The sequence below is a fragment of the Ilumatobacter sp. genome (assembly GCF_039969435.1).
Classification (GTDB): Bacteria; Actinomycetota; Acidimicrobiia; order Acidimicrobiales; family Ilumatobacteraceae; genus Ilumatobacter_A.
Map to the genome: position 1 here is coordinate 44,896 of NZ_JBDVNU010000035.1, position 14,174 is coordinate 59,069.

General features: G+C 68.0%; 19 protein-coding genes. 9 read left to right on the forward strand and 10 right to left on the reverse strand.

Annotated elements, in window-relative coordinates; translation table 11 throughout:
• Window positions 1-36: 36 nt before the first annotated feature.
• A complete protein-coding gene (locus ABJK40_RS17130; RefSeq protein WP_348483019.1) occupies window positions 37-351 on the forward strand; it encodes a ferredoxin in 315 nt (104 codons plus the stop codon).
• 36 nt (window positions 352-387) lie between these two features.
• On the opposite strand, the gene ABJK40_RS17135 is transcribed toward ABJK40_RS17130, so the two are convergent.
• The 4 genes from ABJK40_RS17135 to ABJK40_RS17150 form a co-directional block, all read right to left on the reverse strand.
• On the reverse strand, window positions 388-1,197 hold the full coding sequence (locus ABJK40_RS17135) for a mechanosensitive ion channel domain-containing protein (protein ID WP_348483018.1): 810 nt from the start codon (window positions 1,195-1,197) through the stop codon (window positions 388-390).
• 170 nt (window positions 1,198-1,367) lie between these two features.
• The gene (locus ABJK40_RS17140) at window positions 1,368-2,285 is read right to left on the reverse strand and encodes a GTP-binding protein (RefSeq protein ID WP_348483017.1); all 918 of its coding nucleotides are present in this window, start codon (window positions 2,283-2,285) and stop codon (window positions 1,368-1,370) included.
• An 18-nt stretch (window positions 2,286-2,303) separates the two neighbouring features.
• The gene (locus ABJK40_RS17145) at window positions 2,304-2,801 is read right to left on the reverse strand and encodes a hypothetical protein (protein WP_348483016.1); all 498 of its coding nucleotides are present in this window, start codon (window positions 2,799-2,801) and stop codon (window positions 2,304-2,306) included.
• Complete coding sequence (locus ABJK40_RS17150; RefSeq protein ID WP_348483015.1) at window positions 2,798-3,991, reverse strand: mandelate racemase/muconate lactonizing enzyme family protein; 1,194 nt, start codon at window positions 3,989-3,991, stop codon at window positions 2,798-2,800. The genes ABJK40_RS17145 and ABJK40_RS17150 overlap by 4 nt, the downstream gene beginning before the upstream one ends.
• 81 nt (window positions 3,992-4,072) lie before the next feature.
• Between ABJK40_RS17150 and ABJK40_RS17155 the strand changes: the two genes are divergently transcribed.
• Window positions 4,073-4,930: a thioesterase family protein gene (locus ABJK40_RS17155; RefSeq protein ID WP_348483014.1), complete on the forward strand. Its 858-nt coding sequence runs from the start codon at window positions 4,073-4,075 to the stop codon at window positions 4,928-4,930.
• A gap of 33 nt (window positions 4,931-4,963) precedes the next feature.
• Here the strand turns inward: ABJK40_RS17155 and ABJK40_RS17160 are convergent, their stop codons facing one another.
• On the reverse strand, window positions 4,964-5,458 hold the full coding sequence (locus ABJK40_RS17160; protein WP_348483013.1) for an NUDIX domain-containing protein: 495 nt from the start codon (window positions 5,456-5,458) through the stop codon (window positions 4,964-4,966).
• A complete protein-coding gene (locus ABJK40_RS17165) occupies window positions 5,455-5,748 on the reverse strand; it encodes a DUF3039 domain-containing protein (protein ID WP_348483012.1) in 294 nt (97 codons plus the stop codon). The genes ABJK40_RS17160 and ABJK40_RS17165 overlap by 4 nt, the downstream gene beginning before the upstream one ends.
• 126 nt (window positions 5,749-5,874) lie before the next feature.
• On the opposite strand from ABJK40_RS17165, the gene ABJK40_RS17170 reads away from it, so the two are divergent.
• On the forward strand, window positions 5,875-6,009 hold the full coding sequence (locus ABJK40_RS17170) for a hypothetical protein (protein WP_348483011.1): 135 nt from the start codon (window positions 5,875-5,877) through the stop codon (window positions 6,007-6,009).
• Window positions 6,010-6,067: 58 nt separating this feature from the next.
• On the opposite strand, the gene ABJK40_RS17175 is transcribed toward ABJK40_RS17170, so the two are convergent.
• The gene (locus ABJK40_RS17175; RefSeq protein ID WP_348483010.1) at window positions 6,068-6,733 is read right to left on the reverse strand and encodes a metal-dependent phosphohydrolase; all 666 of its coding nucleotides are present in this window, start codon (window positions 6,731-6,733) and stop codon (window positions 6,068-6,070) included.
• A 46-nt stretch (window positions 6,734-6,779) separates the two neighbouring features.
• On the opposite strand from ABJK40_RS17175, the gene ABJK40_RS17180 reads away from it, so the two are divergent.
• Window positions 6,780-7,079 carry a DUF4031 domain-containing protein gene (locus tag ABJK40_RS17180; RefSeq protein WP_348483009.1) on the forward strand — a complete coding sequence of 100 codons (300 nt, stop codon included), beginning with the start codon at window positions 6,780-6,782 and terminating at the stop codon, window positions 7,077-7,079.
• A gap of 22 nt (window positions 7,080-7,101) precedes the next feature.
• On the opposite strand, the gene ABJK40_RS17185 is transcribed toward ABJK40_RS17180, so the two are convergent.
• Genes ABJK40_RS17185 through ABJK40_RS17195 form a run of 3 tightly spaced genes read right to left on the reverse strand, consistent with a single transcriptional unit; the run spans window position 7,102 to window position 8,232 of the window.
• Window positions 7,102-7,398 carry a type II toxin-antitoxin system PemK/MazF family toxin gene (locus ABJK40_RS17185; protein ID WP_348483008.1) on the reverse strand — a complete coding sequence of 99 codons (297 nt, stop codon included), beginning with the start codon at window positions 7,396-7,398 and terminating at the stop codon, window positions 7,102-7,104.
• Window positions 7,399-7,402: 4 nt separating this feature from the next.
• Window positions 7,403-7,678 (reverse strand): hypothetical protein, encoded by a 276-nt coding sequence (locus ABJK40_RS17190; RefSeq protein ID WP_348483007.1) that lies wholly within the window; start codon window positions 7,676-7,678, stop codon window positions 7,403-7,405.
• Window positions 7,679-7,725: 47 nt separating this feature from the next.
• Window positions 7,726-8,232 carry a hypothetical protein gene (locus tag ABJK40_RS17195; RefSeq protein WP_348510349.1) on the reverse strand — a complete coding sequence of 169 codons (507 nt, stop codon included), beginning with the start codon at window positions 8,230-8,232 and terminating at the stop codon, window positions 7,726-7,728.
• A gap of 97 nt (window positions 8,233-8,329) precedes the next feature.
• Between ABJK40_RS17195 and ABJK40_RS17200 the strand changes: the two genes are divergently transcribed.
• The 5 genes from ABJK40_RS17200 (at window position 8,330) to ABJK40_RS17220 (ending at window position 13,989) form a co-directional block, all read left to right on the forward strand.
• A complete protein-coding gene (locus ABJK40_RS17200; protein ID WP_348483005.1) occupies window positions 8,330-8,872 on the forward strand; it encodes a carbonic anhydrase in 543 nt (180 codons plus the stop codon).
• Window positions 8,873-9,017: 145 nt separating this feature from the next.
• Window positions 9,018-9,317: an ArsC/Spx/MgsR family protein gene (locus ABJK40_RS17205; protein ID WP_348483004.1), complete on the forward strand. Its 300-nt coding sequence runs from the start codon at window positions 9,018-9,020 to the stop codon at window positions 9,315-9,317.
• A gap of 18 nt (window positions 9,318-9,335) precedes the next feature.
• Window positions 9,336-11,186, forward strand: coding sequence for an ABC transporter ATP-binding protein (locus ABJK40_RS17210; RefSeq protein ID WP_348483003.1), 1,851 nt, complete (start codon window positions 9,336-9,338; stop codon window positions 11,184-11,186).
• A 10-nt stretch (window positions 11,187-11,196) separates the two neighbouring features.
• Window positions 11,197-12,966: an ABC transporter ATP-binding protein gene (locus ABJK40_RS17215; RefSeq protein ID WP_348510350.1), complete on the forward strand. Its 1,770-nt coding sequence runs from the start codon at window positions 11,197-11,199 to the stop codon at window positions 12,964-12,966.
• 66 nt (window positions 12,967-13,032) lie between these two features.
• Window positions 13,033-13,989, forward strand: coding sequence for a diadenylate cyclase (locus tag ABJK40_RS17220; protein WP_348510351.1), 957 nt, complete (start codon window positions 13,033-13,035; stop codon window positions 13,987-13,989).
• Window positions 13,990-14,174: the final 185 nt, after the last annotated feature.

The following is a 14,174-nucleotide window of genomic DNA, read 5'->3' on the forward strand; positions in this document are numbered from 1 at the left end:
GCTCACGACGACTTCTTCGAAAGGGTTGAGACACCGATGGCACAACTGATGGTCTGGATCGATCAGGATCTCTGTACGGGGGACGGCATCTGTTCCGAGATCTGCCCGGATGTCTTCCAGGCGAGAGACGACGGACTCTGGGTCGTGAAGGAGGAGGCCAGCCACTTCGGGACGACGATCGTCTTCGACGGTGCTGACGGCCCGGGTCACGGACCCGACATGGGCAAGGGCGTCGCCCGGATCCCCGACGGGAAGATCGACGATGCCGTCGAGGCAGCCGAGGAATGCCCGGGTGAGTGCATCATGATCGAGCCGCTGGACCAGGGCGTGATCGACGCGCGCGGGGTCTGACGCCGTCTCGTCGAGGGGGACCCGTCCGGCGGACCGTCAGCGTGAATCGGTCGACTCGACGAGTCGCTCGTGCAACGACTCCTTCTGGCCGTCGGACAGTGGCTTGTTCGACCGGACCTGCACGGTGGTGACACCCGTCGGATGCGCCATCGCGGTCAGTTCGGGAAGGAAGATCACACCGGTCAGCCCGACGTCGTTGGATGCTGCGGCGAGTCGCTTGGCCGCCACGTCCTCCACGTCGTTCCACTGTTCGGTCGGCACCATCAGTTCCGCGACCGCCGCGACCTGGGAGAAGTTGGTGACGGAGTCGATCGACGAGTGACCCGCGTGCCACGTCGCACCGTCGGCCGTGCGCAGACGGATGGAGGCCGGACCCATCAGGTCGACCGTCCCGCGGACCTCGTTGCCACCGAGTGCCAGGAGCACGTCGTCGCCGACGGCGTAGCGGTCCTCGAGCAGCGCCAGGGTGCCGGTCAGCACGTTGCGGATGATCTCCTGGCACGACAGTGCGATCGCCACCCCGAGGAAACCGGCACTCGACACCGCGTACACCGGGTTGACCCCGACCAGTTGCAGCCCGATGAACGCTGCGGCCACGAAGATGAACGACGTGACGATGTGGCCGAACATGCGCGCTGCGGCGTCGGCCCGCTGCCGTCGTCGTGTCTCGACCTCGGTGTCGACCTCGCTGACCCGTGGCAGACGGAGCCGCCAGGTGCCGGGACGCTCCTGAGCGAGGCGGACGGCGCGACGAGTCGAGGCACGGATGACCCGACGCACGACCCACGCGAGCATCCAGGCACCGGCGAACAGGATCATGACTTCGAGAGCGGGAACGATGGTCATCAGGTGGGTCTCCATTCGAAACGAGTCCGCGACGAACCGGGTTGCATGGCAGCGGAGCCTTCGATGGTAGGTGGCTTCGTGCGCGACCACCGCGCGGGAACGGGTGCGACATCCGACTCGTCTCCGGCCCGACGTCGCACTGCCGGGCGCAGCGCGCCCGGTTCAACGGTTCAACGGGGGAGCGAGATCACGACGAGGTCGGTCGGCGCCTGGAACTCCGGTGGCAGCAGGCGGGTGACGTCGCGTCGGTTGCCGACGACCTGCACGAGGACCGGACCGTCGGGCGTGTCGATCACGCCCTTGGCGCGAGCGATGCGGCCGCCGACGTGCAGCGGGAGCGAATCGATCAGTGCATCGATGCCGGCGCGGTCGAGCGGCCCGTCGACCGGGATCGTGTCGATCTGGTGGAGATCGAAGAGGGTGGGTCCGGGGACCCGGGCGGCGTCGCCGGCCCGGTGACCGCCGAGAGCGAGGAACCGTCCGAGTGATCCGGGTTCGCGTCGATGGCGGCCGGCGTCGACCACCGTGACGCCCGGCGCGAGGTCGGCGAGTCGTGCCGCTGCCGACTCGATCGCCCCGGCGTCGGCCAGATCGGTCTTGGTGAGCACGAGCAGGTCGGCCTCGACGATCTGTCGGTCGAGGTGCGTGCGGACCCACTCGGGCATGTCGTCGTCGAGCACCTGGTCGACGGCGACCACGACCACGACACCGTCGAGGAGGAATCCGGCCGACTGCCCCCACGGGACGACGTTGGCCGGTTCGGCCACGCCGCTCAGTTCGACGATGACGTGCTCAGGCGGCTCGACGCGCTCGCGGATCTGATCGAACGCTGCGCCGAAGCCGTCGATCGACGAACAGCAGACGCACCCGTCGGCCAGCTCGATCGTGTCGCCCGACCGCTGGCGGATCAGCTTCGCGTCGATGTTGATCGCACCCACGTCGTTGACGATCACGGCGATCGGACGATCGGTTTCCGCGAGGATCTCGTTGATCGCCGTGGTCTTGCCGGCGCCCAGGTAGCCGCCGACGAACGTGATCGGCACCCGCCGCCCGTCCCACGGCAGGAACTCGGGTTCGACGTAGACCATCGCAACGGAGGCTACGGCTCACATCGGTTCCGAACCGCCCGTCAGGAAGGTGAGAGCAACGAGGTAGCCGACCACGAAGGAACCGTTGGCCGCGGCGAACCAGTACAGCCGGTCGCTCGGCCACCAGAACACCAGCCGTCTCCATCGCGAGTCCGGCTCGACACCGCGAGACGGTCGCTGCGCGGCGATCACGGTCACGACGACGACGGCGGCGGCCACGACGAAACCCCACGTCACGGTGTCGGCCCGGCTGCCTCGCCACACGCCGAACGAGGCGCCGATCGCGATCGCCACCACCCACATCACGCGGCCGGCGCCGGTCCGCAGCGACAGTGACGGACCCGTGGATCCGGCGGCGACCCTCACCGATCGCCCTCCGAGTCCGAATGCCTTGCGGACCCCCTCCACCACGAGTTCGAACAGCAGTTGGCCGAAGATCTCGAACACGACCTCGGCGATGATCTCGACGATGAACGCGACGACCGCGACACCGAGGACGACGAGTGCGATCGTCATCGCACCGGGTCGGAGACCATCGACAGGTGGAGTGGGCCGCCGTCGCCCTCCGGCCACGGGTTGGCCAGAGCGACCTCCTCGTTCAGTTCGACACCCAGTCCCGGCGCGGTCGGCGGGATCACGTAGCCGTCCTCCCACACGATCGGAGTGTTGAGCAGGTCGGCGTGGAAACCGTTCCACTCGCGGATGCCCTCGATGATCAGCAGGTTCGGAAGGGTCGCGGCGAGTTGCACGTTGGCAGCTCCGAGGATCGGCCCCGAATAGAGGTGCGGTGCGATCTGGCAGCCGTTGACCTCCGCGATCGCCGCGATCTTCTTGCCCGCGAGGATGCCCCCGCAGCGCCCCAGGTTCGGCTGCCAGATCGACGCCGCCTGGTGTCGACCGAGAGCCGCGAACTCCGACACCGTGGTCAGACGCTCGCCGGTGGCGATCGGAATCGTCGTGTGCGACGCGACGCGCGCCATCTCGTGGGGCAGGTCGGGAGCGCACGGCTCCTCGAACCACAGCGGGTCGAACGGCTCGAGTTCCCGAGCCAGGCGGATGGCTCCTGCGGCGGTGAACTGTCCGTGGGTCCCGAACAGCAGGTCGGCCTTCGGTCCGACCGCGCCGCGCAGTCTCGCGATCATCTGCACCGAGTTCGCGATGTCGTCCTGGCTCGGCATGTGGCCGTCGAACGCGGTGTAGGGACCGGCGGGATCGAACTTCAACGCCGTGAACCCGCGCTCGATCTCGTTCACGGCCCGGGCTGCCGCATGGTCCGGGTTGGTGTAGACCTCGCGGTACCCGGCACTCGGATACAGGTACGTGTACGTGCGGAGCTTCTCGTGGACCCGGCCGCCGAGCAGGTCGTGGATCGGCTTGCCGGCGTCCTTGCCGACGATGTCCCAGCACGCCATCTCCAGCCCACTCATGATGCCCACGAGTGTCGGGTCGGGTCGCAGTGCGTATCCGCTCGAGTAGATCCGTCGCCACATCAGCTCGATCCGGTTCGGATCCTGGTCGATCACCCAGCGCGCTGCGACGTCGTCGACCATGGCGGAGATGGTGTGCGGGCCGAACGTGGCGGCGTAGATCTCTCCGTACCCCACGATCCCGGTGTCCGTGGTGAGCTTGACGACGATGAAGTACCGGCCCCCGAACGCCGGCGGGGGATTCTTGATGACGAACGTGGTGACGTCGGTGATCTTCACGTCGCCGAGCCTGCCACACCGTCGCAACGGTCACACCCCACCGGTTTCCGGGGGTGCGAGGTGAGATGCGACGCTGACCGGGTGTCCGATGCGATCGATCATGTGCCCGACCTCGACGGTGGCGTGCCGCTCGCGCGATTCGACCTGCTCGAACTGGCCGACGGGGCGACAGCGACGTCGTTCCGACTCGACGTCCGCTCCGAACTGTGTACGCCGTTCGCCTTCCTCTACGGCGGTTCGGGCATCGCAGCGTCGGTGGAGGCGTCGGAGCGGGCGACGGGTCGGCCGCTGCAGTGGATCACGACGCAGTACGTCGGTTCCCCGACGCCGGGCGAGGTGGTGGAGTTCGAGGTGAACATCGCCGCAGCCGGGCGCGCGACCACGCAGACGCAGGTGACCGGATCGGTGGACGGGCAGGTCGTCCTCGCCTCGGTGTGTGCCCACAACGTGCGACCGGCCGGCGACGAGAATGCCTTCGCCACCATGCCCGACGTGCCCGGCCCGCACGACTCCCGCCCGTTCGACGAGATCTTCCAGACCGGAGTGTCGGCGTCGTTCTTCGGCTCGTTCGAGCGTCGGATCGCCGCCGGCAAGTTCGCCCACGAGGCGGTCGGTGAACCCCAGACCGACGGACTCGCGATGTGGGTGCGGATGTTCGACCAGGGGATCGGCAGCCCGGCGACGCAGGGCTTTGTCGCCGACCTCGGTCCGCTCGTGGTGTGCGCGTCACTGGGCGTGCCACCGGGAGGGACGAGCCTCGACAACACGATCCGTGTCGTCGACCCCACGCCGAGCGACTGGGTGCTGATCGACCTCGAAGCCGACGGCTTCCACCGCTCGGTCGGCCACTCGACCGCGCAGTTGTGGAGTGAGGACGGCCGACTCCTGGGACTGGCCCAGCAGTCGGCGATCGTGCGCACCAGCCACCACCGACGCTGACCTCGCCCGGTGGGCGGCGGATTCCGGTCGTCCTCAGACGCCCGTCTCGATCGGGGTCGACGGTGCACCGTCGGTGCTCAGGGCACGGACCAGACCACCGAGGCGACCTGGGGCGAAGCGCACGCCACTCGTCGTCGCGTGATCGATCTCGTCGATCGTCCACCAGCGCAACTCGTGCAGACGTTCCGCCCTGAGTTGATCCCAGCTCAGGGCGGGCGTCGGTTCGAATCGGGCCGGCACCGGCACATGGTGGTACACGTCGCGCTGACCGTCCCAGTTGCCGTCGATGAACTCGATGATCTGCTCGCGTGTCCACACGTGCGGGCCGATCTCGGCACCGACGAGTCCGACCTCCTCGTGGAGTTCGCGATGCAGCGCCGTGAGGTGATCCTCGCCGGGGTCGAGCCCGCCACCGGGCAGCGCCCAGACGGTCGCGGTGGGGAACTCGAATCGGACGAGGAGGATCGAGTGGTCCGGGGTGGTGACGACGGCACGCACCGCCTGGCGGATGCGTAGCGGATTGCTCAATCGACGGGGGTGTCGCGGTTGACGTTGTCGCTGAACGACTTGTACATCTCGTAGACGTCCTTGCACTTCTGGCACACCGGCAGTTGCTTCGGATCCTTCGACGGCACCCACACGAAGCCGCAGAGCGCTTCGATCGGGGTGCCCATGACACGGGCTTCGAGCACGATCGCGGCACCGTTCTCGCCGGGTCCGGCCTTGACGATGTGGGCCGACGTGGGCTCGCTCGTCTCGTTCTCGGAATCCGTGATCGTGTCGAAGTCGATCTGGGGCATCGTCTCGAGATCGGTCATGACGTCATTCTTGCAGGCGGACGCACCGTCGGTGGATCTCGTGAGTCGCCGACGCACGTTCGACAACACCTGGTGAACATCGAGAAGCGTCGTCCGACACCCACGCCATTGGGGTACGGTCATCTCATGTTGATCACGATCATCGTCGCCGTCGGGGCTGCTGCTGCGGCCATCGGCGGTGTGATCGCAACGCAGCGCGAGCCCGAGCCGGCACTCATCCCGATCCCGGTGAACCCTCCTCGTCGGCCTCGCCCGGACTAGCAGCCCACGAGTCGGACGTCGGGCCGACCGACTCGACCATGCCCGGGACGGTCGGTGATCAGCGTCGGAGTTGCGCGATCTCCGATTCGACGTTCGTCCGGGCGGACGACTCCCACCTGGCGTAGCCGGTGCCGGTGGAGAAGATCCGGGTGCGGCCGATGAATGCGGCCAAGACGTCCGAGCGGCCGGCGGCCCACGCCACATCGTCCACGTGGGCGTACTCGGCTCGCACGTTCGCCACGTAGGCGGAGTACTCGTCGGGCGCTGCGCCGAGGATCGCCAGGTCGGCGTCGTAGAGCACGGCGGTGCCGAGATCGTCCGGATCGCGATGATGCGTGGTGCCCTCGACCATCGTGGCCACCGACTCCACGCGCTCGCCGGCCCATCCGAGTTTCGTCAGGTCGCGTCGCGCCAGCCGGGCGCTCGCACGTTCGTTCGCCGACGAGCGGGGCTCGTACACGGCGTCGTGGAACCAGGCCGCAGCCACCACGGCTCCGAGATCCCCGATCGCCTCGACCGATGCCAGTTCGTCGACGTGACGGACGACGGCGAGCACGTGGCCGAGCGTGTGATAGCGGCGGTGGCGCTCGCGGTGTCGGCGGACGAGACCGTCCAGCACGGCGTCGTCGCCGACGAGTTCCACCCACTGGGCACGTTCCTCGGCCAACGGGTCGCCGGGTGCGGCGAGGTCGGTCGAGGCGGGTTCGCCGGGGTCGTCGGGCACGGATGGAGTCTCGCGCATGCCGACCCGGTCGTGGCATGCTCGGCACGTGGCGATCCTCATCGACGAAGCCCGCTGGTGGTTCCAGGGGCGCAAGTGGTGCCACCTGGTGAGCGACGTGTCGTACGACGAACTGTTCGAGTTCACCGATGCGCTCGACATCCCCCGCCGGGCATTCCAGGGCGACCACTTCGACATTCCCGAGGAGTACCGCGACGACATGATCTCGGCGGGTGCCGTGGTGACGGAGAGCAGGGAACTCGTGCGGCGTCTCCGGGCGGCGGGGCTCCGGCTCAGCCCGAGCGAGCGGCGGGCACGGACGACAGCCGCCCAGACCTCGGACCCCTGACCTCTGGCGGTCCGAGTCGTCGCTACAGGTCGAGCACTCGTCCCATCGCCCGTTCCAGCGACCACATCTCGCTCACCGAGAGATGCCCGACGACGTCGCCGATCCGGCTGATGTCGGCCGCTCGGAGTTGATCGGTGAGCACGCGGGTCGCAATGCCATCGACCTCGACCTCGGGACGGAACGAACTCGGCTGGGCTCCTGTCGAGAGTGGTGCGACGAGCACGGTCGACCACCGAAGCAACGCATTGGACTGGACGACCACGCCGGGTCGAGTCCCGGACTGCTCGTGACCGACCGTGCGGCCGATCCGAAGCCGCACGACGTCACCCCGAAGCATCGGAGACCCCACCGATCGGTTCGTCGAGGCCGTCGAGTTCCGCGTCGAGCCGGCGCATCTCAGCTCGGTCGACGGAATCGTTCATCAGCTCCGCCGCCTCCGCCGCCAAGACCTCGGGCTCCCACAGCCGGTCCGCGGCGGCGACGAGTGCCTGGCGGATGGCATCGGAGCGGGACAGGCCGGTCGCTTCGAGTCGCCGAAGGGAGCCGAACGACTCGAGGTCGAGTCGGACCGACACAGGGAAGGCGAGTTCGGAAGCCACGCGCATCAATGTATCACGCGTTGCGATACGCCGATCGGTCGGCGAGCTCATGCGGCCCAGCGGGGAGCGTCGCCGAGGAGGGCGCGCGGGCACGAGACGGATCGTCCGATGACGAACCATTCGACCAACTCGATGCCGACGAGCCCGAGTTGCTCGTCGATGGTGAGCCAGCGGTCGATGTCGTCGAGTTCGTCCGAGCCGCCCGGTCGCATCGACGCGATGATCACCGCACCGATGTGATCGATGCGGTGCCCCCGCTCGATGACGTGGTCGGCCACGTGCAGGACCGAATCGTTGTCCACCGTTCCGTGGATGATCATGATGGTCGACCCCCGGCGCTCGGTGTCGAGCAGGATCACCAGCGTCTCGTGGGCGGGCGGATCGGACGCCAGTTCCCCGATCAGCGTGAGCGCCAGACTCGGATCGTCGATCGCGTCGACGTCGGCGACCGGGAGTCGCACGCCGGTCACGGCGCCGAGCGCAGGCCACGGTGAGGCGATGCCGGAGCGGCGTCCGGAGTGGGAACGGTGACGGAGTGGGCGGTGGTGGTGCATGGGTCCCCCTGTGGGATTCGTCGGGCGCGTGCCCGGAACGGAACGGGGGAGGGAGTTGGTTTGACGAACAGTACGCAGGGGGTGTCACACTCTTGGCGTGGCCTCCTCATCGTCAGACACCGACACGCCGTTCACACCGACGGCCGACGAACTCGTCGCGGGCAACGAACGCTTCGCCGAGGGATTCGCCGATCAGGACCTCCAGGTCAGCCCGACGCGCCGCATGGCCGTCGTGACCTGCATGGACTCGCGGATGGACATCTTCGCTCTCCTCGGCCTCGGCCACGGCGAAGCCCACATCATCCGCAACGCAGGCGGCGTGATCACCGATGACGTGATCCGCTCGCTGTGCCTGTCGCAGCGCTACCTCGGCACACGCGAGATCGTGCTCGTCCACCACACCGACTGCGGTCTCATGTTGGTCACCGAGGACGGCCTCAAGTCCGAACTCGAATCCGAACTCGGCGTGAAGCCCTGGTGGGCCGTCGAGTCCTTCGAGGACCCGTACCTCGACGTGCGTCAGTCGATGAAGCGTCTCGAGATGACGCCCTTCGTGCCGCACAAGGAGTACGTACGCGGCTTCGTGTACGACGTGTCGACGGGCCGACTCGACGAGGTGTCGTTGCACACCGACGACTGATCGGCCGACATCGAGCCGGCATCGGAGGGCCGCCGAACCGATCAGTGGGATCGGATCACATCGGCGTAGTCTCGACGCCATGTCCCCCACGAACGATCGAGTCACGATCTACCACAACCAACATTGAAACTCTTCCGTCAATGCCGTGCGCATTGCCGAAGAACTCGGCGTCGAACACGACGTCGTGCTCTACATCAAGGACCCACCCGATGCCGACACGTTGCGCGCGATCATCGCCAAGCTGGAGGATCCGGCCACCGACCTGGTTCGCCGAGACAGCAAGTTCAAGAAGCTCGAGCTCACCGATGACGACGTTGCCACCGACGATCAGATCGTCGACATCCTGGTGAAGCACAAGCAGTTGTTGCAGCGGCCGCTCGTCGTCACGAAGGACACGGCCATCATCGGACGACCCAAGAGTCGAGTCGCCGAACTCCTCGGCTGATCACTTCCGCCACCATCCATGTCCGACCGCGCCTCCACGACCGCAACGACGAAGCCCGTGTCGTCGAAGTGGGGTCTGCTGTGGCTCACGCTGCGGGCGCAACGACGCAACCTGATCATCGGAACGTTGATCGGTCTGTTGTGGACCATCGGGAAGGTCGCTTCGCCACTGCTGATCCGCTTGGGCATCGACCGCGGGATCCGTGAGGACGACCGCCTGTGGCTGTGGGCGGGGCTGATCGCCGCGGCCGGCCTCGTCGCCGGCACGTTCACCGCCTTCCGTCGGTTCTACGCATTCCGCGAGGCTCGCTGGACCGAGACCCGTCTGCGCGAACGCCTGTTCAGCCACATCATGTCGCTGCACATCGGCTACCACGACCGGGCCCAGACCGGGCAGTTGATGAGCCGTTCGTCGAGCGACCTCAACTCGATCCAGATGTTCGTGGTGATGATCCCGATCACGCTGTCGAACATGGCGATGATCGCGTCCGTCGTGGTGATCCTGTTCGTCACCGACTGGTTCCTCGCTCTGCTCGCCCTGATCTCCCTGCCCCTGATCCAGGTGCTCGGTGCGCGCTTCTCGAGTGCCATCCATCCCGCGATGCTCTCCGTCCAGGCCGAGCAGGCCGAACTCGCGACGGTGGTCGAGGAGTCCGTGGGCGGCGTCCGCGTCATCAAGGGCTTCGGTGCCGAGCGCGTGCAGTCCGCCAAGCTGGAGCTCGCCGCCGACGACATCCGCCGGGAGTCGATCGCTGCGGCCCGCATCCGCGCCGTGTACCTCCCGGCCATGGAACTCCTGCCCCAGGTGGGGTTGGTCGCGGTGCTCTGGTTCGGTGGCAACCGGGTGATCGACGGCGACCTCACCCTCGGCGGGCTCGTGCAGTTCAACGTGTTCGTCGCCCTTCTCGTCACGCCGCTGCGGATGATCGGGATGACGATCGCTTTCGCGCAGCGCGCCGCTGCTGCTCTGCAGCGGATCAACGAGGTCCTCGACGTCGACTCCCAGGTCCGGGACCCGGATCGTCCCACGACCCTTCCCACCGGGAAGGGCGACCGCCCGACCGACGGGTTCGGCGCCGTGTCGTTCCGCGACGTCACGTTCGGGTACGAGGCGCCCGACGCCGCCGACGCAGGTCCGGTGCTCGCCGGCTTCACGCTCGACATGGCGCCGGGCGAGTCCGTGGCCATCGTCGGGGCGACCGGATCGGGCAAGTCGACCGTGGCGCGCCTCCTCGTGCGGTTCTACGACGTGCATGCGGGCTCGGTGTCGATCGACGGGGTCGACATCCGCGAGTTGAGCCTGCACGACCTCCGACGTGCCGTCGGCATCGTCTTCGAGGACACCCTGCTGTTCCACGACACGGTGCGCGCCAACATCGCCTTCGCCGACCCCGAGGCCGACGGCGCCACCATCGAGCGGGCGGCGCGACTCGCGGGTGCCCACGACTTCGTGATGGGCCTGCCCGACGCGTACGACACGATGCTCGGCGAACGTGGCTTCTCGCTGTCGGGCGGCCAGCGACAGCGGATCGCGATCGCCCGTGCGATCCTCGCCGACCCGCGCATCCTGGTCCTCGACGACGCCACGTCCGCCGTCGACCCGTCCAAGGAGCACGAGATCCGCTCGGCGATGTCGACGGTCATGGACGGGCGGACCACGATCGTCATCGCGCACCGGCCCGGAACGATCGCACTCGCCGACACCGTCGTGCTGCTCGACGGCGGGCGCGTCGTGGCGAGCGGACCTCACGACCGACTCCTGGCGAGTGAGCCGCGGTACCGCGACGTCCTCGCCGCGATGGAATCTCCGTCCGGAGCCGACGCTGCGGACGACGTCATCGGCGCCGTCGGGGTCGTGGCGGGGGACTGACGTGTTCCGCGTGGGTGGCGTCGCCGACGACGACAAGCTCGACAAGGACCAGACCCGCGCCGTGCTGCGTCGTGCGATCCGGATGGCCGCGCCGTTCCGCCGCACGATCCTGGCTGCTCTCGGCTTCGTCCTGCTGTCGACGCTCGGGCTGCTGCTCGGGCCGGTGATCGTCGGCTACGGCATCGACAACGGCATCGTCGCGAACGATCGAACCGTCTTGCGCAACGCGGTGCTCGCCTACGTGGTGGTCGTGGTGATCGGGTACCTGGCGGCTCGCCAACAGTACATCTTCGTCAACCGGGCGGGGGAGGGGTTCCTGCAGTCGCTGCGGGTCCGCACGTTCGATCACATCCAGAAGCAGTCGCTCGGATTCTTCGACCGGTACCAGTCGGGCGTGCTGATCTCGCGCATGACGGCCGACATCGAGTCCATGGGCGAACTGGTCCAGTGGGGGCTGCTGCAGTTGATCGCCGCCGTGTTCCTCATCGTGATCGCACTCGGGTTGATGCTGGCGATGTCGTGGCAGTTGACGATCGGCGCACTGCTGGTGATGCCGGTGATCATCATCGGGTCGCGCAAGTTCCAGCGCGACTCGAACGAGGCGTACCTCGAAGTCCGTGAACGGGTCGGCCAGAACCTGTCCGAGCTTCAGGAGGGGATCTCCGGCGTCCGAGTGATCCAGGCGTACGCCCAGGAGGGTCAGCAGACCCGCCAGTTCGTCTCCTCGAACCGCTCGCTCTACCGGTCGCACGTGCGCAGCATCCGCGTGTCCACCTGGTACTTCGGTCTGGTCGAGGCCATGGGCATCTTCGCGACGGCGATCACCATCGGGGTCGGCGGCTGGCTGGTCGGGATGGACGCGATCGAGATCGGCACGGTCGTGGCCTTCGTCCTGCTGCTGTCCCAGTTGTTCGAGCCGGTGCAGCAGCTGTCGCAGCTCTACAACACGGTCCAGTCGTCGGCTGCCGCGCTCGACAAGCTGTTCACCATCCTCGACACACAGCCCGAGGTCGAAGGCGGTCCACTCGACCTGCCCGAACGTGGCGAGCTGGTGGTCGACGGGATCGGTTTCGCCTACCCGAACACCGAGGCGTCGGTGTTGCGCGACGTCACGATCACGGTCGGCGACGGTGAACGTCTGGCGCTCGTCGGGCCGACCGGCGCCGGCAAGTCGACCCTGGCCAAGTTGATGGCACGGCTCTACGACCCGACCGTCGGCGCCATCTCGTTCGGGGGGGTCGACCTGCGTGACGCCACCCTCGACTCACTCCGCCAGCGCGTCGTGGTGGTGCCCCAGGAAGGTTTCCTGTTCGGCGGGTCGATCGCCGACAACGTTCGCATCGCGAAGGCGGGGGCGACCGACGACGAGTTGCGTGAGGCCCTCGACGCCATCGGCGCGCTCGACCGGTTCGAGGAGTTCGAGGACGGCATCCACACCGAGGTCCGCGAACGCGGCTCGCGCCTGTCGGCGGGGGAACGGCAACTGGTGTCGCTGGCCCGCGCTGCTCTCGTCGACCCGGCGGTGCTGGTGCTCGACGAAGCGACGAGCAGCCTCGACCCCGGAACGGAACTGATCGTGGAGGCCGCCCTCGAGAAGCTGATGACCGGCCGGACCACCATCGTGGTCGCGCACCGGCTCTCGACGATCCGCACCGCGGACCGCATCGCCGTGATCGATGCCGGCGAGCTCGCCGAACTCGGAACCCACGACGAACTCGTGGCACAGGGCGGCCGCTACGCCGCGCTGTCGTCGGCCTGGCAGCAGTCGCTTCCGACCTGATCCGGGTGGGCGACGCCTGTCGCGGCCGCACGACCTCGCGAGCGGGGTGCCAGTAGCGTGACCCGTGTGGTCGAGTTGACGAGAGCGCACGAACGGCTGCGCGAGGAACTCGAGGACGACGGGGTCACGCTGCCCGGAACGCCCGAGGAAGTCGACCTGCTCCTCACCGAACTCGAGTACGCGTGGAGACCACCGATCCACGAGAACCGCACGATGCTCTACGGCTCGTTCGTGCTGCCGGGCGAGCGCTCGCTGGTGAAGATCGACAACCTGGTCGAACTGCTCGACCTCGACATGCCGATCGAACAGGCCCGACGGTTCTCCGACGGACGGTCGTCCTTCGTCGTGCGTCGCGCCGACGGATCGACGCAGCTCGCGTGTTTCCGACGGACCATCCAGTACGAGGCCGACCTGGCCGAGATCGAGCAGTCGACCGGCGCGGCGATCGTCCAGCGCACCGTGATGGGCGTGACCCGGGTGTTCACGCCGACCGGCGTCGTCGAGTGGAACGGGCACCGCTGGCTGCACCGGCCCTCCGCTCGGGTGTACCTGTCCTCCGTGCGGGCCGCGGTGCCCGAGGCCCCGGCCAGGCTGCTCGAAGGTCTCCTCGAACTGGCGGTGCACTGGCTGAGCCCGGCGCACATCGGCGCGACGTTCCTGCTCGACCTCGACCCCCAGGACCACGACGACCACGGCCTCGACCTGACCGCGGCCCTCCCGTCACCGAACCTCAGTGTGATGTCGCGCCACCACTATCCCGCGCTGTTCGCCGTGCTCGCACAGACCGACCTCGCCACCCTCGTGGCGTCGAACGGCGATGTCGGCGCGCTCGGTGTGGGCCTGCGCAGCTCCGTCGACTCCGAGGCGGCGATCCACCTCGAAGCCGGCATGCGGCACCGCTCGGCTGCTCGGTACACGTGGGACCACGACCACACCGTGGCCTTCGTGGTGAGCGAGGACGGGCCGGTCACGCTGTTTCGCCACGGCCAGCCGATCGCCGTCTGCCTCGGCATCCCCGACTGAGGGGTCCGCTCGGGCGGCGGCGCCGGCGTCGGCCGCTCGCACGGCACTCGGTCGTTCCTCCCTCGGCCGACCGCTCGCTTCCCCGACCCCGGCACCGCCACCCTCGCTCTGCGCGCTGGAGACCACGCACTCGTCGCGCGGGAGATCTGGTGTTCTTGCGGTGAGTCTTCGTCGCCCGGCGGGCG